Annotated in this window: 19 protein-coding genes; 8 read left to right on the forward strand and 11 right to left on the reverse strand. The window is 45.5% G+C overall.

Annotated elements, in window-relative coordinates; all coding sequences use genetic code 11:
• Positions 1–141 precede the first annotated feature (141 nt).
• The 3 genes from ettA to OH463_RS06575 all read left to right on the forward strand — a co-directional run bounded on the left by ettA (position 142) and on the right by OH463_RS06575 (position 3,466).
• Positions 142–1,809 carry an energy-dependent translational throttle protein EttA gene (ettA, locus tag OH463_RS06565; RefSeq protein WP_005447952.1) on the forward strand — a complete coding sequence of 556 codons (1,668 nt, stop codon included), beginning with the start codon at positions 142–144 and terminating at the stop codon, positions 1,807–1,809.
• Positions 1,810–2,066: 257 nt separating this feature from the next.
• The gene (locus OH463_RS06570; protein ID WP_009697646.1) at positions 2,067–2,435 is read left to right on the forward strand and encodes a PilZ domain-containing protein; all 369 of its coding nucleotides are present in this window, start codon (positions 2,067–2,069) and stop codon (positions 2,433–2,435) included.
• A gap of 29 nt (positions 2,436–2,464) precedes the next feature.
• Positions 2,465–3,466, forward strand: coding sequence for a M23 family metallopeptidase (locus OH463_RS06575; RefSeq protein WP_009697645.1), 1,002 nt, complete (start codon positions 2,465–2,467; stop codon positions 3,464–3,466).
• 79 nt (positions 3,467–3,545) lie between these two features.
• Here the strand turns inward: OH463_RS06575 and tyrA are convergent, their stop codons facing one another.
• The 3 genes from tyrA to nagZ all read right to left on the reverse strand — a co-directional run bounded on the left by tyrA (position 3,546) and on the right by nagZ (position 6,994).
• On the reverse strand, positions 3,546–4,673 hold the full coding sequence (tyrA, locus tag OH463_RS06580) for a bifunctional chorismate mutase/prephenate dehydrogenase (RefSeq protein WP_005447947.1): 1,128 nt from the start codon (positions 4,671–4,673) through the stop codon (positions 3,546–3,548).
• A 24-nt stretch (positions 4,674–4,697) separates the two neighbouring features.
• Complete coding sequence (locus OH463_RS06585) at positions 4,698–5,771, reverse strand: 3-deoxy-7-phosphoheptulonate synthase (protein WP_005447945.1); 1,074 nt, start codon at positions 5,769–5,771, stop codon at positions 4,698–4,700.
• Between the two features lie 239 nt (positions 5,772–6,010).
• On the reverse strand, positions 6,011–6,994 hold the full coding sequence (gene nagZ, locus OH463_RS06590; RefSeq protein WP_009697644.1) for a beta-N-acetylhexosaminidase: 984 nt from the start codon (positions 6,992–6,994) through the stop codon (positions 6,011–6,013).
• 100 nt (positions 6,995–7,094) lie between these two features.
• Here nagZ and OH463_RS06595 point away from each other — a divergent pair, with 100 nt between their 5' ends.
• Together OH463_RS06595 and murQ are read left to right on the forward strand one after the other, a co-directional pair.
• The gene (locus tag OH463_RS06595) at positions 7,095–8,207 is read left to right on the forward strand and encodes an anhydro-N-acetylmuramic acid kinase (protein WP_269990922.1); all 1,113 of its coding nucleotides are present in this window, start codon (positions 7,095–7,097) and stop codon (positions 8,205–8,207) included.
• 64 nt (positions 8,208–8,271) lie between these two features.
• Positions 8,272–9,198, forward strand: a complete 927-nt coding sequence (gene murQ, locus OH463_RS06600) for an N-acetylmuramic acid 6-phosphate etherase (RefSeq protein WP_005447940.1) — start codon at positions 8,272–8,274, stop codon at positions 9,196–9,198.
• Positions 9,199–9,284: 86 nt separating this feature from the next.
• On the opposite strand, the gene OH463_RS06605 is transcribed toward murQ, so the two are convergent.
• Together OH463_RS06605 and OH463_RS06610 are read right to left on the reverse strand one after the other, a co-directional pair.
• Positions 9,285–9,614, reverse strand: coding sequence for a hypothetical protein (locus OH463_RS06605; RefSeq protein WP_101960653.1), 330 nt, complete (start codon positions 9,612–9,614; stop codon positions 9,285–9,287).
• Between the two features lie 110 nt (positions 9,615–9,724).
• Positions 9,725–10,066, reverse strand: coding sequence for a DUF2799 domain-containing protein (locus OH463_RS06610; RefSeq protein WP_005425322.1), 342 nt, complete (start codon positions 10,064–10,066; stop codon positions 9,725–9,727).
• A 316-nt stretch (positions 10,067–10,382) separates the two neighbouring features.
• On the opposite strand from OH463_RS06610, the gene OH463_RS06615 reads away from it, so the two are divergent.
• From OH463_RS06615 to btsR, 3 genes are all read left to right on the forward strand, one after another.
• Positions 10,383–11,867 (forward strand): carbon starvation CstA family protein, encoded by a 1,485-nt coding sequence (locus OH463_RS06615; RefSeq protein ID WP_009697641.1) that lies wholly within the window; start codon positions 10,383–10,385, stop codon positions 11,865–11,867.
• Positions 11,868–11,995: 128 nt separating this feature from the next.
• A complete protein-coding gene (locus tag OH463_RS06620; protein ID WP_269990923.1) occupies positions 11,996–13,666 on the forward strand; it encodes a sensor histidine kinase in 1,671 nt (556 codons plus the stop codon).
• A gap of 32 nt (positions 13,667–13,698) precedes the next feature.
• Positions 13,699–14,427, forward strand: a complete 729-nt coding sequence (gene btsR, locus OH463_RS06625; RefSeq protein ID WP_005447935.1) for a two-component system response regulator BtsR — start codon at positions 13,699–13,701, stop codon at positions 14,425–14,427.
• 134 nt (positions 14,428–14,561) lie between these two features.
• Here the strand turns inward: btsR and ispH are convergent, their stop codons facing one another.
• The 6 genes from ispH to murJ form a co-directional block, all read right to left on the reverse strand.
• Positions 14,562–15,527: a 4-hydroxy-3-methylbut-2-enyl diphosphate reductase gene (ispH, locus tag OH463_RS06630; protein WP_017190109.1), complete on the reverse strand. Its 966-nt coding sequence runs from the start codon at positions 15,525–15,527 to the stop codon at positions 14,562–14,564.
• Between the two features lie 24 nt (positions 15,528–15,551).
• A complete protein-coding gene (gene fkpB, locus OH463_RS06635; RefSeq protein ID WP_005447933.1) occupies positions 15,552–15,983 on the reverse strand; it encodes an FKBP-type peptidyl-prolyl cis-trans isomerase in 432 nt (143 codons plus the stop codon).
• 160 nt (positions 15,984–16,143) lie between these two features.
• Entirely contained in the window at positions 16,144–16,650 is a 507-nt protein-coding gene (gene lspA / locus OH463_RS06640; RefSeq protein ID WP_005440576.1) for a signal peptidase II, read from the reverse strand.
• A 73-nt stretch (positions 16,651–16,723) separates the two neighbouring features.
• On the reverse strand, positions 16,724–19,552 hold the full coding sequence (gene ileS, locus OH463_RS06645; protein ID WP_045490851.1) for an isoleucine--tRNA ligase: 2,829 nt from the start codon (positions 19,550–19,552) through the stop codon (positions 16,724–16,726).
• A 64-nt stretch (positions 19,553–19,616) separates the two neighbouring features.
• The gene (gene ribF, locus OH463_RS06650) at positions 19,617–20,552 is read right to left on the reverse strand and encodes a bifunctional riboflavin kinase/FAD synthetase (protein WP_005447930.1); all 936 of its coding nucleotides are present in this window, start codon (positions 20,550–20,552) and stop codon (positions 19,617–19,619) included.
• Positions 20,553–20,622: 70 nt separating this feature from the next.
• Positions 20,623–22,185: a murein biosynthesis integral membrane protein MurJ gene (gene murJ / locus OH463_RS06655; RefSeq protein ID WP_005447928.1), complete on the reverse strand. Its 1,563-nt coding sequence runs from the start codon at positions 22,183–22,185 to the stop codon at positions 20,623–20,625.
• Between the last annotated feature and the right edge of the window lie 135 nt (positions 22,186–22,320).

The following is a 22,320-nucleotide window of genomic DNA, read 5'->3' on the forward strand; positions in this document are numbered from 1 at the left end:
TACCCTAAAGTTGTGAGTTTCCGGTCAGCAATGAAGAAGAAATCACATGAGCGGCGAATTTCTTGCAATGCGGTAACAAAACTCAAGGAGTTGGTATAAAATAGACGCTTTGAATGACAGTTAATTTAGGAACGATCGGCAATGGCTGAATACGTATATACCATGTCGCGGGTGAGCAAAATCGTGCCACCTAAGCGTCAAATTCTTAAAGACATCTCTCTAAGCTTCTTCCCAGGTGCAAAAATCGGTGTTCTAGGTCTGAACGGTGCGGGTAAATCAACTCTGCTACGTATCATGGCGGGCATCGATACTGATATCGATGGTGAAGCACGTCCACAACCTGGTCTAAACGTAGGTTACCTACCTCAGGAGCCAGTACTAGACGAATCAAAAACCGTTCGTGAAGTGGTTGAAGAAGCGGTATCTGATGTTGCAGACGCGCTGAAGCGTTTGGATGCGGTATATGCTGCGTATGCAGAACCAGACGCAGACTTCGATGCACTTGCAAAAGAGCAAGGCGAACTAGAAGCGCTAATTCAAGCGAAAGACGGTCATAACCTAGACAACGCGCTAGAGCGTGCGGCTGATGCACTTCGTCTACCTGAGTGGGATCAAAAGATTGCAAACCTATCTGGTGGTGAACGTCGCCGTGTTGCTATCTGTCGTCTTCTTCTAGAGAAGCCAGACATGCTACTACTAGACGAACCAACCAACCACTTGGATGCTGAGTCTGTTGCATGGCTAGAGCGCTTCCTAGTTGATTACACAGGCACAGTAGTTGCGATTACCCACGACCGTTACTTCCTAGATAACGCTGCGGGTTGGATCCTAGAACTTGACCGTGGTGAAGGTATTCCATGGGAAGGTAACTACACGTCTTGGCTAGAGCAAAAAGATGCACGTCTACAACAAGAAGCATCTCAAGAAAAAGCTCGTCAAAAGACCATTGAGAAAGAACTTGAATGGGTTCGTCAAAACCCTAAAGGTCGTCAAGCGAAGTCTAAAGCACGTATGGCGCGCTTTGAAGAGCTGCAAAACACTGACCACCAAAAACGTAACGAAACCAACGAGCTGTTCATCCCACCAGGTGAGCGTCTAGGTGATAAAGTTATCGAAGTGAACAACCTGACGAAATCATTCGACGGTCGCGTTCTTATTGATGACCTATCATTCAGCATGCCTAAGGGTGCAATCGTAGGTATTATCGGTGCCAACGGTGCTGGTAAATCGACCCTATTCAAGATGCTAAGCGGCACAGAACAGCCTGATTCAGGTACGATTGAGCTAGGTGAAACCGTGAAGCTAGCGTCCGTTGAGCAGTTCCGCGACTCAATGAACGACAAGAACACCGTATTCCAAGAAATTTCTGAAGGCGCTGATATCATCAAGATCAACAACTTCGAAATTCCTGCACGTGCTTACTGTTCTCGCTTCAACTTCAAAGGTTCAGATCAACAGAAGATTATCGGCGAACTGTCTGGTGGTGAGCGTAACCGTGTACACCTTGCTAAGCTTCTTAAAGCTGGCGGTAACGTACTATTACTCGATGAGCCAACCAACGACCTTGACGTTGAAACACTACGTGCGCTAGAAGAAGCTCTACTAGAGTTCCCTGGCTGTGCAATGGTTATCTCGCACGACCGCTGGTTCCTAGACCGTATCGCGACACACATCATCGACTACCGCGATGAAGGTCAAGTTAACTTCTACGAAGGTAACTATAACGAGTACATGGAATGGCTGAAGAAGACGCTTGGTCCTGAAGCGGCTGAGCCACACCGTATCAAATACAAGCGCGTATCGAAGTAATTTCGACCGCAGGTTGATGTGCGGTATTTCACCTTACATCTCACCTTTGCTTGTAATTCGTACAAAGGTCGCTATCATAGCGACCTTTGTTGTATGTGTTGCATAAATAGCTCAAATGCCCTTGTAGCATGTAAAGAGCCTAACCTTTAGCCAGCATAACTCTGTAGCATTTTCGACATTTCAAACACAAAAATCGAACATTTTTTGTTCTATTTGGTATAGTCTTGCCATTGTTTGACACTTTACGAGAAAGCTCTATGACGGAAAGACGACGCTTTTCACGCATCATCTACCAAGTACCAGCCTTAATTGAACAGAGAGATTTGGTAATACCAGCTACCATTCAAGACCTTTCTTTACATGGCTTGTTATTAAAAGCTGAAGATGCAAAAAAACTGAATTTATTACAGCCCGTAGAAGTCGGTTTTTCGTTTATTCAATCAGAGCAAACCATGCGATTAAATGCTGACGTCATTTCAATTGCAGACAATGAAGTTCGGCTAAAGATCAGCAACATAGACATCGACAGTATTAGCCAATTAAAACGATTCATAGAATTGAATGTAGGCAATAACGAGCTCCTAAATCGAGAGTTAGAACACCTTTCGGATTTAGGGGAAGAATAAACTGAACGCCTGCTTTAGTAACAATAATCATGTCTAAAAAAATCATCATGCAGATCCCAACCAAAGATGGGAATCAGCAATTTCATTTGGGTCGCCTTTCGATCCTAACCATTTGCGCATCGGTCATTGCGCTACCGGCTGTCATTGGTGGTGCTTGGTATATGAACCAAAAACAGGTTCATGACGCACAAACATTAAACCAGACCATCGCAAAGCTTGAGAGCGAGAAAGCACAAATCACTGCATTGTACGAAGAGCAGTTGGACACCAACCATTCATTATCTCAGTCTCTGACGGACAAAAATAACCAAATACAACTTCTCGGGAAGCGCGTATTTGATGTTGAATCCGTACTCGGCTTGGCAGATGAAGAGTTAATAGGTGAAGAAAGCAATCTCGCGTTAGAAGAGCGGATCGATGCAGCTGCGATAGACTCAGCGGTCAGAGCTACCATGTTTCGCTTGATACCAAACGACAGCCCGATGACCTACCAACGTATTTCATCTTCATATGGCAGTCGTATTAACCCTATTTCTGGTAAACGCCATGTTCACACCGGTATCGATCTCACCTGCAAACGCGGTGAAGAGATCCTGGCTCCAGCCGATGGGGTTGTGGAGACAGTACGACCAAGTAACAGAGGTTACGGCAACTACCTAACTCTGCGTCACTCTTTTGGTTTCTCGAGCTCTTTTGCCCACTTAAACCGTTTTAAAGTGAAAAGTGGTCAGTTCGTAAGTAAAGGTGATGTGATTGCACAATGTGGTAATTCAGGCAACTCAACTGGACCACACTTACATTATGAGGTGCGCTTCTTAGGTCGTGCGTTGAATCCTCAATATCTGATGGATTGGACACCAGAAAACTTCAACTACGCATTCGAGAAAGAGAAAAAGGTGAAATGGGGACCATTGGTTCAATTGATTGATAATGTCGTTCGTCTGCAAATCAATCTGACTAACTCACCTTACCGTGATACTAGCATCAGCACCGTATCAAGCGAAGATAAGACAGGAACCGCAACCAACTAAGGTTTTACGCTCCTTTTCTTCACTTCACATATAAAAAGAGCAGCCTCAGGGCTGCTCTTTTTATCTATCAAATCGGTGTTTATCCACGATGGATATTGTCATTCGCTTGTTTTAGCAGATTCTGACTCTCGTTCATAAATTGTTGAGAGTACTCACCAAACCAATCACTGACTTGTTCAAAGCTTTCAACAAATTCTGCTTTGTCTTTGCTATCCAAAATGCTCAGCGCCTCACCAAAACGTTGGTGGAATCGCTTAATCATATCGATGTTCTCTTGCGACGAGAGAATAATGTCACCGTAGAGGTTTGGATCTTGACCAAACAAACGCCCTACCATCGCTAACTCCAAGCGGTAAATTGGCGAGCTCAACTTTAACAACTGTTCAATGTTTGGATTCTCTTTGCTTAGGTGCATACCGTAAGCAAACGAAGTGAAGTGGCGCAGCGCCTGAATCAATGTCATGCCATGATCGTGCTCTTGCGCATCAATTTGGCACAGGCTTGCGCCCCAAATCCCAAATTGTTGCAATAGCCATTGGTATTGTTCGTTACCACGACCATCACAGTACACAATTACCTGTTTCGCTAAGCTTGGCACATCTGGACCAAACATAGGGTGTAAACCAACAACCGGACCTTGGTGCACATTCAACATTGCTTGCAATGGCTTAGACTTGATGGAAGTCAGGTCACAAAGAATGCAGTCTTTTGGTAGGTTGCCTAGCTTTTCAATCACACCTTCTGTCAGGTGAATCGGAACAGTAACCACCACCAGCCCAGCATCTTCCAAGATGTCGTCTGCATGATCCCAGTCTTTACTGCCCAGCACTTTAACTTGGTAACCAGACAGCTTAAACATTCGACCAAACAGACCACCTAACTGACCATTACCACCAATAATAACCACTGAGCGCAATTCTGGGTTCAAACACTTAAAACCGGAATCTTTCTCGCTGGCATAAGACTCACGCATTGTTCGACGAAGAATGTCTTCAATCAGTTGTGGAGGGATCCCCATTTTTTCAGCTTCAGCTCGTCGTGATGCCAGCATTGCCGCCTCACGATCTGGGGCATAAATTGGCAAACCGTGTTCGCTTTTTACTTCCCCTACTTTCTCTACTAGAGCCAAACGCTGAGCTAATAGCTCCAACATTTGCTTGTCGACTGCATCAATCTGATCGCGTAATGCGTTAAGTTCAACTGCCATTGATGTTCCTTAAATCCCGTGTTGTTAGCCTTTTAGACGATTCTCTAAGAAAGGCACCAGCTCTTCGTGTGCATGACGTAATAGTGCCTCAGTTGAATCCCAATTGATACATGCGTCGGTGATCGATACGCCGTATTTCATCTCTTCGAGTGGCAGGTCAGAAGATTGATTACCTTCATTGATATGGCTCTCAATCATCAAGCCAATGATTGACTTGTTTCCTTCACGGATTTGATGAATCACATCTTCTGCGACCAATGGCTGACGACGGTAATCTTTACGCGAGTTCGCATGGCTACAGTCCACCATCAGCGAAGCATCGAGACCAGACTTCGCCATTTCTTGCTCACATTCAGTCACTGATACTGAATCGTAGTTGGTTTGCTTACCTCCACGTAAAATGACATGACCATTTGGGTTGCCTTGTGTCGTTAGCAGTGCCACTTGGCCTTCACGGTTGATTCCCATGAAACGATGACTAGAAGAAGCCGCTTGCATCGCGTTAACAGCAGTTGCCAAGCTACCATCCGTACCATTCTTAAAACCAATAGGCATAGAAAGACCACTTGCCATCTCGCGGTGAGTTTGTGACTCCGTTGTGCGAGCACCGATCGCCGCCCAGCTAAAAGTATCCGCAAGGTATTGTGGGCTGATTGGGTCAAGAGCTTCTGTTGCTAGCGGGATTTCCATCTCTGCCAATTCAACCAGCAGTTCACGACCAACATGCAAACCATGTTCAATGTCGAAGCTACCATCTAGGTGTGGGTCATTGATCAAACCTTTCCAACCAACCGTGGTTCGAGGTTTTTCAAAGTAAACACGCATTACAATATACAGTTGGTCGCTTAGTTGTTCTGAAAGGGCTTTTAGGCGCTTAGCGTAGTCCTTCGCTGCCTCTACGTCATGAATAGAACATGGTCCACATACAACAAGCAGACGATGATCTTTCTTGTGAATGATGTCAGCGATGGTTTGACGAGACTCTTGAATGAAACGACGTGCCTTTTCACTCAAAGGAAGCTTAACTTTTAGCTCCTCAGGCGTGATCAGTACTTGTTCTTCGCTGATGTTGATGTTGCTCAATTCACTTCTTTGCATAACTTCGACCTGTATATTTTTGTTTACACCCAACCAATTCCTTGGTGAGACAACTAAGCTTTATCGACAAGATAACAGGCTACAAAAGAAATACAAGCGTACACAATAAAAAACATTCAATGTAAACTTAAATTTACACACAAAGAAAAAGCCGAAATGCAGGGCACTTCGGCTTAAAATAGGTGTTTTCGACAGTTTACGTATCCCCCCAAGTAAACCAATACTCAAGGTTTACATGGCTAACCAATCAATCGCTTCATGGCTTCAGTAGCGTCTTTCCACTCTTGAGACAATTTTAACTCGCTTAGTGTAAAGTTTTGTTTTTTCAGCAAGGCATCAGCAAGAGGAACGGAAGTAATTGGCAGGTTATCGAGTACTTCCACTTGTGCATCGCGCTTGTTACAAACTAATAGCATGTCACAACCTGCTTTTAATGCCTGTATGCCTCGCTGGGCAGGACCACCCATAATTGCGGCACCTTCCATGGTCAAATCATCAGAGAAGATCAAACCCTTAAAACCAAGTTGTTGACGCAAGATTTGTTTTAACCAGTACTCTGAACCACTTGCAGGTTGATCATCATAATTGGGGAAAATGACATGAGCAGGCATCATCGCATCTAAGATGCCGGAATCGATTTGCGCTTTGAAAATAGCCATATCTTGCTCAAAGATATCACTGCGCTCATCGTACGGAGTCTCTAGATGTGAATCAGCAATCACACCGCCATGACCAGGAAAGTGCTTACCTGTTGTTGCCATACCGACACTCTTCATGCCATGCATGTAAGCAGAACTGTGACGCAAAATTGTGTCCATATCCTCACCAAAAGCTCGACTGCCGATCGCTTTACACTGATGGCCTTTATCCAGCACAGGCGCGAAACTTAGGTCAATGTCATGAGCTATCAGCTCTGCAGCCATCAACCAACCACCCATGCGTGCCAGTTCCTCACTATTTTGGTGCTTGGCATATTCGTCAGCCGCTGGAATGAGAGAGAAACCTTCACGGAAACGCTGAACGCGCCCGCCCTCTTGGTCAACACCAATCAAAATCGGACGTTTCGCCGCTTTACGGATAGACTGGGTAAGAGCTTGAAGCTGCTTGCTGTCGTGGTAGTTACGTGTAAATAAAATCAAACCACCAACTGTTGGATGTTCCAAAATTTCTCTGTCTTCTGCAGTCAATTCGTAGCCTGCAACATCAACCCATAACGGTCCCATTGTTTCTCCTCAAAATCGGCTGAATATCTCGTATTCGATGAGGTTATTCGCTTCAGAATTGCTTTACAATAAGTGAATCGAAGAATTGACGGAATCGGCTGTGAATCTTAACAATCTGTACATTGGCGTAATGTCTGGAACCAGCATGGACGGTGTGGATACGGCACTGGTAGAAATTGAAAATGACCATGTTTGCCTAATTGCGCACGATGATTACCCAATGCCGCCTCACATTAAACAAATGCTTCTGTCGATTTGCACAGGACAAGACACTAACCTGAAAGCACTTGGCGAACTGGACCACCAACTCGGGCATTTGTTTGCCGATGCCGTATTACAACTACTGAATAAATCTGGCTATTCCGCTGAGCAAGTCCGAGCCATTGGCAATCATGGTCAAACCGTTTTCCACCAGCCAACTGGCGATCTGCCCTTCACTACTCAACTGGGTGATGCCAACATCATTGCGGTCAAAACCGGTATTGATACCGTGGCAGATTTTCGACGCAAAGACATGGCGCTAGGTGGACAAGGTGCACCACTTGTTCCTGCGTTTCACAAAAGCATCTTTGCGATGCAAGACTCCACAACGGTAGTGCTTAACATCGGTGGTATTGCCAATATCTCTGTATTACATCCCGAGCAGCCGGTGATTGGTTATGACACCGGTCCGGGTAATATGTTGATGGACGCATGGTGTGAGCAGAATACTGGACAAGGCTTCGACAAAGACGCCCAATTTGCTCTGCAAGGTAAGATCAATGCAGCTTTACTGGCTCAACTGTTGGAGGCTCCTTATCTTGCGATGCCACCGCCTAAAAGCACAGGGCGAGAACTGTTCAATATCGATTGGTTACATCAACAGCTAACGAATCACCGTGTCTCTGTACAAGATGTACAACGCACACTTTGCGAATACTCGGCAATGACCATTGCTGTCGAAGTGGAAAAGTTCACTCATGGTCAAAAGCCTCAGCTTTTAGTGTGTGGTGGTGGAGCAAGAAACCCACTATTGATGCAACGTTTGGCAGCCCTTCTCCCTCAGTGGCAAGTCGCAACAACCAACGACAAGGGTGTCGACGGAGACTATATGGAAGCCATGGCTTTTGCTTGGCTTGCACAGCGCCACGTTCATGGATTGCCAAGCAACTTGCCAGAAGTGACAGGGGCAATTCGTCTTGCTTCACTCGGTGTGCTCTATCCTAAAAACTAAATGAGTTGTCCTAAATACAGCTTAAAGATGAAACGAATTCAGTATTCAAAAGGCTTAAATCACTATGACAAATGACGCGCTTATTGCCGCTCTCGCTCACCTTGTTTCAGAAGGTCGCAACCCAGATACGATGGACATCGACTTATTACCATCTCTGGATATTGTTCAGCGTCTTAATCAACAAGACAAACTCGTTCCACTTGCCGTTGAGAAAGCGTTGCCGGAGATCGCCCTCGCGGTAGATAAAATCACCGACGCATTTAAGGTAGGCGGTCGTTTGGTTTACATGGGCGCAGGCACCAGTGGTCGTTTAGGGGTGCTTGATGCATCAGAATGCCCACCAACATTTGGTGTGTCTGACAAGATGGTGGTTGGCTTGATTGCAGGTGGTCCAGAAGCCATCCTCAAAGCGAAAGAAGGCGCAGAAGACTCTCCAATTTTAGGTGAACAAGATTTGAAAGACATCGAGTTCACTCATCATGATGTCGTGGTCGGCATCGCCGCTAGTGGACGCACACCTTACGTGATTGGTGGTTTGGAGTACGCCAACGAGATAGGTGCGACGACAGTGGCACTGTCTTGTAACCCAGACTCACCAATTGCAGAGATCGCTAGCATCGCCATTTGTCCTGTCGTAGGTCCTGAAGCTTTAACCGGTTCAACACGTTTAAAATCAGGAACCGCGCAGAAGCTGGTTCTGAATATGCTGACCACAGCGAGCATGATCCGTTTAGGTAAGAGTTATCAAAACCTGATGGTCGACGTGAAAGCGACCAACAACAAACTGGTAGCGCGCGCCGCACGCATCGTTATGCAAGCGACCGATTGCAGCAAAGAACAAGCAACCGAAGTACTCAAGCAAACAGACTATGAAGTAAAACTGGCGATCTTGATGATCCTGACCGATCTTGATATCGATTCAGCTCGTGCGCATCTGCATCATCAAGATGGCTTCTTACGTAAAGCCGTTGAAAGTCACCAGCCAAAATAACGGGTGAGATGGTTAACCAGATTGACCAACACAAGAAAAACAAAAAGGAGACCTCAAGGTCTCCTTTCTTATTCTGATATCAAGAATCAGTCTCCATATAGCCACTCATCAAATTCTTGGTTAAGCTTGTCATTCGCTTTGCGCTTGATTTGATCAGGATTCGTCATGTTTTTCACACGGTCGACCTTATTGGTGTACTTGCTAGTGGTATTGTTTACCTTGCGCTTAACCTGGTTCTCCACATAAGTGCCATCGGTGATCTCTTTGATATTACGCTTAGTGTGATTGATGGTGTTGGTTATATGATGCTTGTCATGGTCATACTTTCGCTTCATCTTGATCGACTCTTTCAATACATTGGTTGCGCCAACGGTCAAAGGGAACAGTGCTAATACGACCAAAAAGACTTTTTTCATGCTTCCATTTCACTTCTGATTGAATCTAATCATATCAGTACATCAAAGCGATAAAATTCAAATGTCAGAAGATTAACAAGGCAAATTGCTGTCTTGATTATGAAACAGAACTAGTTACTGTATTCGTTCCAACCGCGTTGCCATTCCATTCGAAACTTCTGCGCTTGTGGTGTGCCTTCGCATACACCTTCATAGTACTGACCAGACAATCCCATCTGGTAAGCGAAATCAGGATTACAGTATTCCGTCACCCCTTCGAGATAACCTTGGTCGTAGTCACCTTGCTTAGCATTACCGAGTTGATTGAGTTCTTTCACCGTACGAGAAGTATGCCCTGCAATGCCATCTTGATAACCGATCTGATACCAATCACCAGATTGCGCTAATTCTTCCGTGGTCGCCGCACAGCCTGCCAATAAAGCCAGCGCCAAACCTAACGTTGCCTTTTTCATGATTCTTCCTTAACTAGTTGTTTTCCAAACAAGCTTACCACTAAAGCCCGTAATGTGCCGCTTATCTGTCGATTTCGCCACTTAACTCTTAAGGTAACCACTTACCCTTAATCACAGCCACTCAATGGTGAATAGAACCACTTAACCCATCGTGCTACCACTAAGCAAACGATAAAACCACTTAATCTTTATATCGACCACTCGCTTCTCTATTCGACCACTCATCCACTGAGCGAATGCACTTATCAAAAGAGGCGAATACCATACATCCTGAGCTTAAAAAATTACCCTACCTAATAAACCAAGGACAATTGCTATGATGTGGTTTCTAACCTGTGTCGCAGCCCTTATCGGCGGATACTTCATCTACGGTGCTTTCGTTGAGAAAGTTTTCGGTATCAATGAGAATCGCCAAACTCCTGCCCATACAAAAACCGACGGTGTTGACTACGTTCCAATGTCAACCAAACGCGTTTACCTTGTTCAACTACTCAACATTGCTGGTGTTGGTCCTATTTTCGGTCCAATCATGGGTGCCCTATACGGTCCTGCCGCTATGTTGTGGATTGTTGTAGGTTGTATCTTTGCAGGTGCAGTACACGATTACTTCTCAGGCATGCTTTCTGTTCGTAATGGTGGTGCATCAGTACCAACGATTACAGGTCGCTACCTAGGTAATGGCGCAAAACACTTTATGAACATCTTTGCCATTGTCCTGCTGCTTCTTGTTGGTGTGGTATTCGTATCTGCGCCTGCTGGCATGATCACGAACCTAATTAACGACCAAACTAGCCTAAACGTCAGCATGACAACGATGGTTGTATTGATTTTCGCTTACTACATCATCGCTACAATTGTTCCAGTTGATAAAATCATTGGTCGCTTCTACCCACTGTTTGGCGCACTACTGATCTTCATGTCTGTTGGTCTGATGACAGCTGTCGCGTTTTCTAGCGAACACACAGTGATGGGTGATTTCCAAGTAAGCGATATGTTCACTAACTTGAACCCTAACGACATGCCTCTATGGCCAGCGCTGTTTATCACTATCGCATGTGGCGCTATCTCTGGCTTCCACGCAACTCAGTCACCACTGATGGCTCGTTGTATGGAAAACGAGAAAAACGGTCGCTTCGTTTTCTACGGTGCGATGATTGGTGAAGGTGTTATCGCGTTAATCTGGTGTGCTATCGCTCTGTCTTTCTTCGGTACGCTTGACGGTCTTGCAGAAGCAGTGAAAAACGGTGGTCCTGGTAACGTGGTATACAGTGCTTCATTTGGTCTACTAGGTGTATTCGGTGGTGTGATTGCCTTCCTAGGTGTTGTAATTCTGCCAATCACATCAGGTGACACAGCATTCCGCTCTAGCCGTCTGATTCTTGCTGAATACTTCGGTATGGAACAAAAAACACTACGTAACCGCCTTCTAATGGCTGTACCACTATTCGTTATCGGTGGCGTTTTGACTCAAGTAGATTTCGGTATCATTTGGCGCTACTTCGGCTTCGCAAACCAAACAACAGCAGTAATGATGCTTTGGACTGCATCGGCTTACCTACTGCGCCATAACAAGTTCCACTGGATCACGACTGTCCCAGCGGTCTTCATGACAACCGTGTGTGTTACGTTCATTCTAAACAACAGTACATTAGGCTTTGGCCTGCCAATGCAAATCTCGACCATCGCAGGTATTCTGTTCTCACTAGCCGCTGCTGGCTACGTAATTAAAATCTCTAAAGGTAAAGGTGAGACTGAGCTTGCTGACGAAGAGAAACCACAAGCTGCTTCAGAAACTGCATAATGAATACCTTCGCTTGCTAACCGATTCATTATCAATGACTGGATAAAACCAAGAGCCTGCCCACCGCAGGCTCTTTTTGTTTCTCTTCTACGTTACAATAACAACATCATTTTTAGGTTAGGTTCGCTATGGAACTGGTCATCTCCCTTTTACAACAAATGTGTGTTTACTTGGTGCTGGCTTACATGCTGAGTAAAACGCCGATCATTTTGCCCCTGCTGAGTATCTCCTCTCGCCTCAGTCATCGGCTCATTTGTTATGTACTCTTCTCTGGCTTTTGTATTCTCGGCACCTACTTCGGCTTGCATATTAACGATGCTATCGCCAATACGCGTGCCATTGGTGCTGTGATGGGTGGGTTGTTTGGTGGTCCTGTGGTCGGTTTTGCTGTGGGGTTAACCGGTGGTATTCACCGCTACACACTTGGCGGTTTTACCGATTTAGCCTGCGCGATTTCTACCACGGCTGAAGGCTTGATTGGCGGCTTGCTGCATGTCTACCTTATCAAGCGTAACAAGGGAGCCATGCTGTTCAATCCAAGCGTGGTATTCAGTGTCACTTTCGTAGCAGAAATTGTGCAGATGATTCTGTTACTCGCTGTAGCCAAACCTTTCGACCAAGCCTATGCGCTTGTCTCAGCGATTGCAGCTCCAATGATCATTGCTAACTCGGTTGGTGCGGCACTGTTTATGAGTATCCTGCAAGACCGTAAAACCATTTTCGAAAAATACTCAGCCACCTTCTCCCGCCGAGCATTAAGCATCGCCGATCGCTCAGTTGGTATTCTAAGTACCGGCTTTAACAGTGAGAATGCAGACAAAATCGCCCGCATCATCTACGACGAAACCAAAGTAGGTGCCGTCGCGATCACCGACCAAGAAAAGATCCTAGCTTTCGTTGGTATCGGCGATGATCACCATAAGCCAAATACTCCTATTTCATCGCAAAGCACGCTAGATTCGATGGAAAAGAACGACATCATCTACCTTGATGGTAGCGAACGACCGTATCAATGCTCATTAGCACAAGACTGTAAGTTGGGCTCTGCATTGATAATTCCTCTGCGTGCAGGCAAAGAGGTGGTGGGAACCATTAAGCTTTATGAACCAAAACGCAAACTGTTCTCTACTGCGAATATGTCAATGGCAGAAGGGATTGCTCAGCTTCTTTCAAGCCAAATCTTGTATGGTGATTATCAGCAGCAACAAACTCTACTGGCTCAGGCAGAAATCAAACTGCTGCATGCTCAGGTGAATCCACACTTCTTGTTCAACGCGTTAAATACCATTAGTGCCATCACTCGTCGTGATCCTGACAAAGCACGAGAACTGATCCAAAATCTGTCTCATTTCTTCCGCAGTAACTTAAAGCAGAACATCAATACAGTGACGCTAAAAGAAGAATTGGCGCACGTGAATTCCTACTTATCGATCGAAAAAGCACGTTTTACCGATCGCCTAGAAGTTGAGATTGATATTGAACCAGAATTACTGGATATCAAGCTGCCGAGTTTTACTCTTCAACCTCTGGTCGAAAATGCCATCAAGCATGGTGTTTCTAATATGTTAGAGGGAGGAAAAGTGAAGATTTATAGCCAAGCACACCCTCAAGGTGCGCTGATAACGGTTGAGGACAACGCAGGTAGTTATAAGCTGCCAAAAGAGAATCATTCTGGTTTGGGTATGGAAATCGTCGATAAGCGCTTGTCGAATCAATTTGGGCGTGATTCAGCGCTAAAAATTACCTCTCAGCAGCATCAATTTACTAAAATGAGTTTTATCATTCCCCACTCGCGATAAGCGCAATGAAAACGCACAAAAGGTAATCTTGGATGTTAACCGCCCTCGTCATTGATGATGAACAGTTTGCTCGTGAAGAGTTGGCAGAGCTATTGGATGAAACGGGTCAAATTGAGGTGATTGGCGACGCGTCAAACGCCATCATGGGACTGAAGAAAATCAATGAGCTGAAACCAGATGTGGTGTTTCTCGACATCCAAATGCCTCAGGTGACGGGCATTGAGCTGCTGGGAATGTTAGACCCAGAAACTATGCCTTACGTGGTGTTTGTGACAGCTTATGATCAATACGCTATTCAAGCCTTTGAAGACAATGCCTTCGATTATTTACTCAAGCCCGTTGATCCATGTCGTTTGACCAAAACCGTCAAACGCCTTAGCAAGGTGATGAGTCAATCTGCGCTCACTCAGCAACTGTCAGCCATCGCACCAGAAAACCTCGACCAAATTCCATGTATTGGGCACAACCGCATAGTGATCATGGCGACGGAGACAGTTGAGTGTGCTTACAGTGATATTAGCGGTGTACATGTGCGCTCCACCAGCCAAACCGCAAGTACTCAATTAACCCTGAAAACCTTGGAAGAGAAAACGCCACTGGTACGTTGTCATCGACAGTATCTCGTAAGTATTAAAGCCATCAGCGAGATTAAGCTATTAGAAAACGGGCTGGCAGAAATCATTACCAAAACAGGCTTTGAGATCCCCGTGAGCCGCCGCTATTTAAAAGTACTCAAAGAGCTACTCGGCATTAGTCATTAGTCATTAGTCATTAGTCATTAAGGTATATACCCAAATACCCCCGAAATGGCTGGGTATAAACTATCACGAGTAGATAGAAACCACACAATCAAAAAAGGCGACCTTCTGGTCGCCTTTTGCATATTTTCATCGCCTTAATCAACTTGCTTGATTTGTAGCTCTTTTGGTACTTCGAAGAACATGTTTTCTTCGCGACCAAGCACTTCATCTACGGCTTGCGCCCCAACCAACTCTTTGATGCGATCTAGGATTTGATTAACCAGCTCTTCAGGCGCAGATGCACCAGCAGTCACACCAACCTTGCCTTTACCTTCAAACCATTCAGGCTTAATGTCTTCAGGACAATCCGTTAGGTATCCTGGCGTACCTAGCTTTTCAGCGAGCTCTTTTAAGCGCGTTGAGTTTGATGAATTCTTGGAACCTACCACGACCATCACATCTACGTCAGCAGAAAGCTCACGCACAGCATCTTGACGGTTTTGCGTCGCGTAACAGATATCATCTTTACGAGGACCTTGAATGTCTGGGAATACGCGGCGTAGCTCTTCAATTACGTCAGCGGTTTCATCAACAGACAGTGTCGTTTGGCTCACGTAGTGTAGATCAGATGGATCCTTTACGATCGCTTTTAGCTTCTCAACATCCGCAGGTGTTTCCACAAGGTACATACCGCCTGTATCACTTGAATACTGACCCATTGTGCCTTCCACCTCTGGATGACCAGCGTGACCGATCAATACCACTTCCATATTGCGACGGCTTGCACGTGCTACTTCCATATGTACTTTGGTTACCAGCGGACAGGTCGCATCAAACACAGTTAAATCACGAGACTTCGCTTCTTGGCGAACCGCTTGAGATACACCATGAGCGGAGAAAATCACAATGTTGTTGTCTGGCACTTCGTGCAGTTCTTCAACGAAGATAGCACCACGCTGTTTTAAACCTTCAACCACAAAGCGGTTGTGCACTACTTCATGTCGAACATAGATAGGTGGCTGATACATCTCTAGCGCACGTTCTACGATGCTAATCGCGCGGTCAACACCAGCACAGAAACCACGTGGGTTAGCTAACAGGATTTTCATTTCATTGCTCATGGAAGTTATCTTTTATTTGGTTCGCTATTCTACTGACAAAATTTCGACTTCGAAAGTCACGTCTTGTCCTGCGAGTGGATGGTTGAAGTCCACTGTTACTGAGTCGCCAGCAATCTCAGTAATGATGCCTGGGATTTCCATACCATCGGGACCACTGAACGCCATAATAGTGCCGACTTCAACTTCCGCTTCGCCCACAAATTTAGTGCGATCCATATGGTGGATATGGTCTGGATTTGGCATGCCAAAAGCGTCAGCCGCTTTTAGTTCAATTGCCTTTTGTTCACCTACTTGCAAGCCTAATAGGCACTGCTCAAAGTTCTCACTTAAGCTGCCGTCGCCCATCACGAACTTAGCAGGCTTGCCCATGTTATGTGTGCTGTCCGCTACAGAGCCATCTTGCATTTTGATGGTGAAATGCAGTGTTACTGCTGAATCTTGATTTATTGTTGTCACGTTACTGCTTCCTTGTTCTTGGGTTTTCCTGCGCTCTATATGATCACTCACCGTGATTACTTTTATTGTACGAAGATACGCGGATTGCGCTCCAACATAATAAAAAGCGTCGTCCGAATCAACGGACGACGCTTAGGGTTATTCGATATATCGCAAAAGATTACTTGTCAGCGTCCTTTTTGCGGAAGCCATCAAGAATGATCATTGCCGCACCAATACAGATAGTTGTATCTGCAAGGTTGAATGCTGGCCAATGATAGTTACCCCAGAAGAAGTCTAAGTAATCAACAACAAAGCCATGAACAACACGGTCAAACACGTTGCCCACAGCACCACCAATAATCAGTGCGTAAGCGATGTTGTTCCATTTTTCTTTCGCTGGAAGCTTGCTCATCCAGTAGGTCAAAAGACCTGTAACAACAAACGCGATACCTGTGAACAACCAGCGCTGCCAACCCGCTTGATCGCTCAAGAAGCTGAATGCTGCACCGTAGTTATGAACATAAAGTAGGTTGAAGAATGGCAGCACCTCAATTCGGTTTGCCCATCCATAGCCCATGTTGTCCATCACCACCAATTTGATGCCAATATCTGCAATAAATACCAGAATTGCTAACCACAGCCAGCGAACTCCAGATTGCTTTAACGTCAGTGCTTTTTCACTCATTACTTTACCTACAAACAGCCCCAGTAAATACTGGGGCTGTTAATTTTAAAAAAAGTTCAGTTGTACTGGGTAATTACGCGAATTTACGTACTTCACCTTCGCCGTCAACGTTAGACACACAACGACCACAGATCTTCTCGTGACCTTCGATTGTGCCTACGTCTGGCGTGTGGTGCCAACAACGGTCACACTTCTCGCCTTCAGCGGCTGCCACTTCAACAAACAAGCCTTCGATATCTGTCGCTTGTGCTGCATCAGTCTTCTCACTTAGAGACTTAACTTTCGCAGCAGAAGTTAGTAGAACAAAGCGCAGTTCATCTTCTAGTTTGTTGATTTTCGCCGCTAGAGCGTCATCAGCAAATAGCGTCACTTCAGCTTGTAGTGCACCACCGATGGTTTTCTCTTTACGCGCATCTTCTAGAAGTTTGTTTACTGCACCACGAACCGCTTGGATCTCAGTCCAAAATTCGTTGTTCAGCTCTTCACCTTCAGCAAGACCGAATAGGCCATCGAACCACTCACCAGTGAATACGAACTTGTCGCGCTCGCCTGGCATTTCGTTCCAGATTTCATCTGCAGTGAACGACATGATTGGCGCCATCCAACGAACTAGCGCTTCTACGATGTAGTAAAGTGCTGTCTGACAGCTACGTTGAGCGTTACCGCCACGTTTTGCTGTGTACTGACGGTCTTTAATTACGTCTAGGTAGAAAGAGCCCATTTCGATTGAACAGAATTGCATTAGACGCTGAGTTACACCGTGTGTGTTGTACTCTTCGTACGCTTTAACAATCTCTTCTTGTGCTGCTAGCGCACGACCAACTGCCCAGCGATCTAGCGCAACCATCTCCTCAACAGGAACGATGTCTGTTTCTGGGTTGAAGCCGCTCAGGTTAGCTAGGAAGAAACGCGCTGTGTTACGGATACGACGGTACGCATCTGCGCTGCGTTTTAGGATTTCATCAGAAACCGCAACTTCACCAGTGTAGTCAGTAGATGCAACCCATAGGCGAAGAATGTCAGCACCTAGCTTGTTCGTTACGTCTTTTGGCGCAACCACGTTACCGATAGATTTAGACATCTTACGACCGTGACCATCAACCACGAAACCGTGTGTCAGTACTTGTTTGTAAGGCGCTTCGTCTTTCATCGCGATAGATGAAATTAGCGAAGACTGGAACCAACCACGGTGTTGGTCAGAACCTTCTAGGTATAGGTCTGCACTGTTGCCGTTGTACTCTTCACGAGCATCAACAACAGAGAAGTGTGTTACACCAGAATCGAACCATACGTCTAGCGTATCTAGTACTTTTTCGTACTGGTCTGCTTCGTCACCTAGTAGTTCTGCTGAATCAACATCCCACCACGCTTGAATGCCTTTCTCTTCAACCAACAGAGCAACCTTCTCGATAAGCTCTAGTGTATTTGGATGAAGTTCTGCTGTTTCTTTATGAACAAACAGAGCAATTGGCACACCCCAAGTACGTTGACGAGAGATACACCACTCTGGGCGACCTTCGATCATACCTTCGATACGGCTTTGACCCCACTCAGGCATCCACTCAACATTCTTGATTGACTCTAGTGCTTTAGCACGTAGGCCAGCTTGGTCCATAGAAACGAACCATTGTGGTGTTGCACGGAAGATGATTGGAGTCTTATGACGCCAACAATGTGGGTAACTGTGCTCGTAAGCGTGGTGGTGTAGTAGTGCACCTTTTTCTTTTAGTACTTCTACTACTGCATCGTTCGCTTTAAATACGTGCTGACCAGCAAATAGCTCAGTGTCCGGTAGGTAAACGCCGTTTGAACCAACTGGGTTTGCTACTTCTAGGTTGTACTTGTTACCAACCGCGAAGTCTTCTTGACCGTGACCAGGAGCAGTGTGAACAACACCAGTACCTGAATCAGTTGTAACGTGATCACCAAGGATCGCCGGTACTGTGAAATCGTAGAATGGGTGTTGGAACTGAGAAAGCTCTAGATCCGCACCTTTTGCAAAGCCTAGGTTGTGGAAGTGCTCGATACCAGCACGATCCATTACGTCTTTCGCTAGCTCAGCAGCAACGATAATACGCTCAGCGTTGTCGCCTTCTGTTTGGATAAGTACGTATTCTAGATCATCACGTAGACATACTGCGCGGTTTGCAGGCAGCGTCCAAGGCGTTGTTGTCCAGATAACGATAGACACGTCACCTTGACCTTCATGACCTTCTGTCAGTTCAAACTTAGATAGCAGTGCCGCTTCGTCAGCCGCTTTAAAACGAACGTCGATAGATGGCGATACTTTATCTTTGTACTCAACTTCTGCTTCAGCAAGAGCTGAACCACAGTCTGTACACCAGTGAACTGGTTTAAAACCTTTCAGTAGGTGACCTTTGCTTGCGATCTTACCAAGAGCACGAATGATGTTCGCTTCAGTTGCGAAATCCATAGTGCGGTATGGCTTGTCCCACTCACCCATGATACCAAGACGCTTGAAGCTCTCTTTCTGACCTTCAACCTGACCGGCCGCGTACTCACGACATTTCTCGCGGAACTCAGCAGCTGTCACTTTTTGTCCTGGTTTGCCAACTTTCTTCTCTACCATCAATTCGATTGGTAGACCGTGACAGTCCCAGCCTGGGATGTAAGGTGCGTCAAAACCTGAAAGTGTTTTGGATTTAATAATAATGTCTTTAAGAATCTTGTTTAGTGCGTGACCAATGTGAATGTCACCGTTCGCGTAAGGAGGGCCATCGTGCAGTACGAATGACTTTTTGCCTTTCTTAGCTTTACGGATTTCACCGTAAAGATCTTCTTTGTACCAACGCTTAAGCATTTCTGGCTCACGATTGGCCAGGTTGCCGCGCATTGGAAACCCTGTTTCAGGTAAGTTCAGGGTATCTTTATACTCACTCATCGATTCTTAATTCCGTTATATTGGGCGAAAATTAGACATTATGTTGCACGGTGGAATAAACCGCTCAACGCTTAAGCTGACGCAGCCACACCCTTGCTGCTTCAGCATCCAATTCGATTTGTTGTTTAAGTGCTTCAAACGACTCAAACTTTTGCTCATCTCGAAGTTTGTGCAAAAGTTCCACTTCTAGCTGCTTGCCATATAAATTAGCGTGAAAGTCGAATAAGTGTACTTCTAACTGCTGGCGAACACCATTTACTGTTGGTCGTTGACCAATATTAGCGACACCGCCAACTGGCTTATCTCCTAAGCCAAGCGCTTGAACAACATAAACTCCGGAAACCGGAGAAACACAGCGTTTCAAAGGAATATTTGCAGTAGGGAACCCAATGGTTCGACCTAGCTTTCTTCCATGAGAAACACGACCGCTGATGCTGTAATCTCTTCCCAGCATCTCTTGCGCGGAATGCAAATCATCACGAGCCAGCGCTTTACGAATAGCCGTGCTACTCACTCGTAATTGCTGTAAACAAAAGCTTTGGGTACTCACGACTTCAAAGCCGTACTTTTTCCCCGCTTCTTGTAACATTGCAAAGTTTCCTGTTCGACCTTTGCCGAAACAGAAATCATCACCAATGACAAGAAACTTAACACCCAATCGACCAACCAACAAGTCACGGATAAACTCTTCCGCCGTTAGGTCAGCAAAATGACGATTGAAGTTAACACACAGCAGACGATCGATGTCGAGCTTACTCAGCTGAACAAACTTATCACGCAGTCGCGTTAACCTCGCAGGTGCCTTATCTCGAGCAAACAGCTCCATCGGCTGAGGTTCAAAGGTCATCACAACCGAAGGTAACGAAAGTTTCTCCGCTTGTTCAGACACTTGCTGCAATACTTGTTGATGACCTCTATGCACGCCATCGAAATTGCCAATAGTCAGCACGCACCCATGATGGTGCGACTTGATATTGTGAATGCCTCTAATCAGTTCCATTGGATACTGCTTTATGCCTCTGTTTTTACTTTGCACTGTGTGAAACTGACGGATTATATACCAATCAACCTTATTCTGTCCCAGCTTTTAGGTCTTTTAAACGTACACCGAGTAAAAACACGACGGCTAGGTAAACACCTGCACCAAGCGCAATCAGCATTCCTAATACGCCACTGCGATGAGCAAAGCTCCAATCTAACCATACCGACATGTCTTCTAGCTGCCACAAAATAGCCGCAACCATCGCAGCTCCCGCGATCATCAAACGTATAATAAAGAGGACTGTACGTTTGGTCACTTGGTACACACCTGCGATATGGAGACCGCGGTAGAGTAATGCCATATTTACAAAAGCAGAGAGCGCAGTCGCGATAGCCAGACCAACATAGCCATAGAAATAAGCAAAGATCGCATTGAATACCATGTTAGTTAGCATCGCAATGATGCCGTATTTCACTGGCGTTTTCGTGTCTTGACGAGAGTAGTAACCCGGAGCAAGAACTTTGATCAGCATAAAGTTAAGCAAGCCAGAAGCATACGCTAATAAAGAGAGAGAAGCTTGATGCACATCCTGCGGAGAAAACTCACCACGCATGAACAGCACCATTAACATCGGCTTCGCCAGTACCATTAAACCAAGCATTGCTGGGATTCCCAGTAAGGTCACCATACGAATGCCCCAATCCATGGTGTGTGCAAAACCTTCACTGTGAGCATCTACGTGCTTACGTGATAACGCTGGGAGAATCACCGTCGCTATCGCAATACCAAACAGGCCTAACGGGAATTCCAACAATCGATCGGAATAGTACAACCAACTGATTGAACCGGTTTGTAGAAAACTGGCAATAAAAGTGTCAAACAGTAGATTGATTTGGCTTACAGACACACCAAATAAAGCAGGAATCATCAAGGTACGGATCTTCACCACCCCCGGATCGCGCCAACCCCATTTTGGCTTGACCATAACTCCCGCTTTAATAAGGAAAGGAATTTGAAATAAGAACTGAACCAACCCACCAAGAAAAACACCAATGGCAAGACCAATCTCAGGTTGTGACATCTGCGGAGAGATAAACCACGCAGCCAAAATGATCATCACATTGAGGAAGACGGGAGTAAAAGAAGAAACCGCAAACTTACCTAGTGTATTGAGAATGGCTCCCGATAAGGCAACAAAAGTGATGAACCATAAATAAGGAAAGGTAATCTTGAGCATTACGCTGGCAAGTTCAAACTTCTCAGCCGCGGGACCACCATGCATCCAGTCTAAAAACCAACCAAAACCAAATAAAGCGGTCACGACGCCAGAGCCAAGAACACCAAGGATGGTAACAATAGAGACAATCACACCCAATGTACCAGCAGCACGAGCAATCAACTCACGAGTTTTGTCCATGTCCCCTTGTGCGTGACTTTCAGTTAATACAGGAACGAAAGCTTGAGAAAATGCGCCTTCAGCAAACAAACGGCGTAAGAAATTAGGAATTTTATTGGCAAAGAAGAAGACGTCGGCACTCGCGCCTGCCCCCATCAAGTTTGCTACTACTACATCACGAACTAAACCTAGGACGCGCGAAATTAATGTCATGGCACTGACGATCATGCCAGACTTGAGCAGTCGTTTACTCACTGTAACCTCGGAATATCACCAAAAGATAGCCAACCCTATTCCTCTAAGCCTTTGAAAGCTACAAATGGGCGTTAAAAATATATCCGGTTATTGTTAGATCTAAGCGGATAATTATTAGCAATGGTCTAAAAATGC

The sequence above is a fragment of the Vibrio sp. NFR genome (assembly GCF_027587095.1).
GTDB classification, from domain to species: Bacteria; Pseudomonadota; Gammaproteobacteria; order Enterobacterales; family Vibrionaceae; genus Vibrio; species Vibrio harveyi.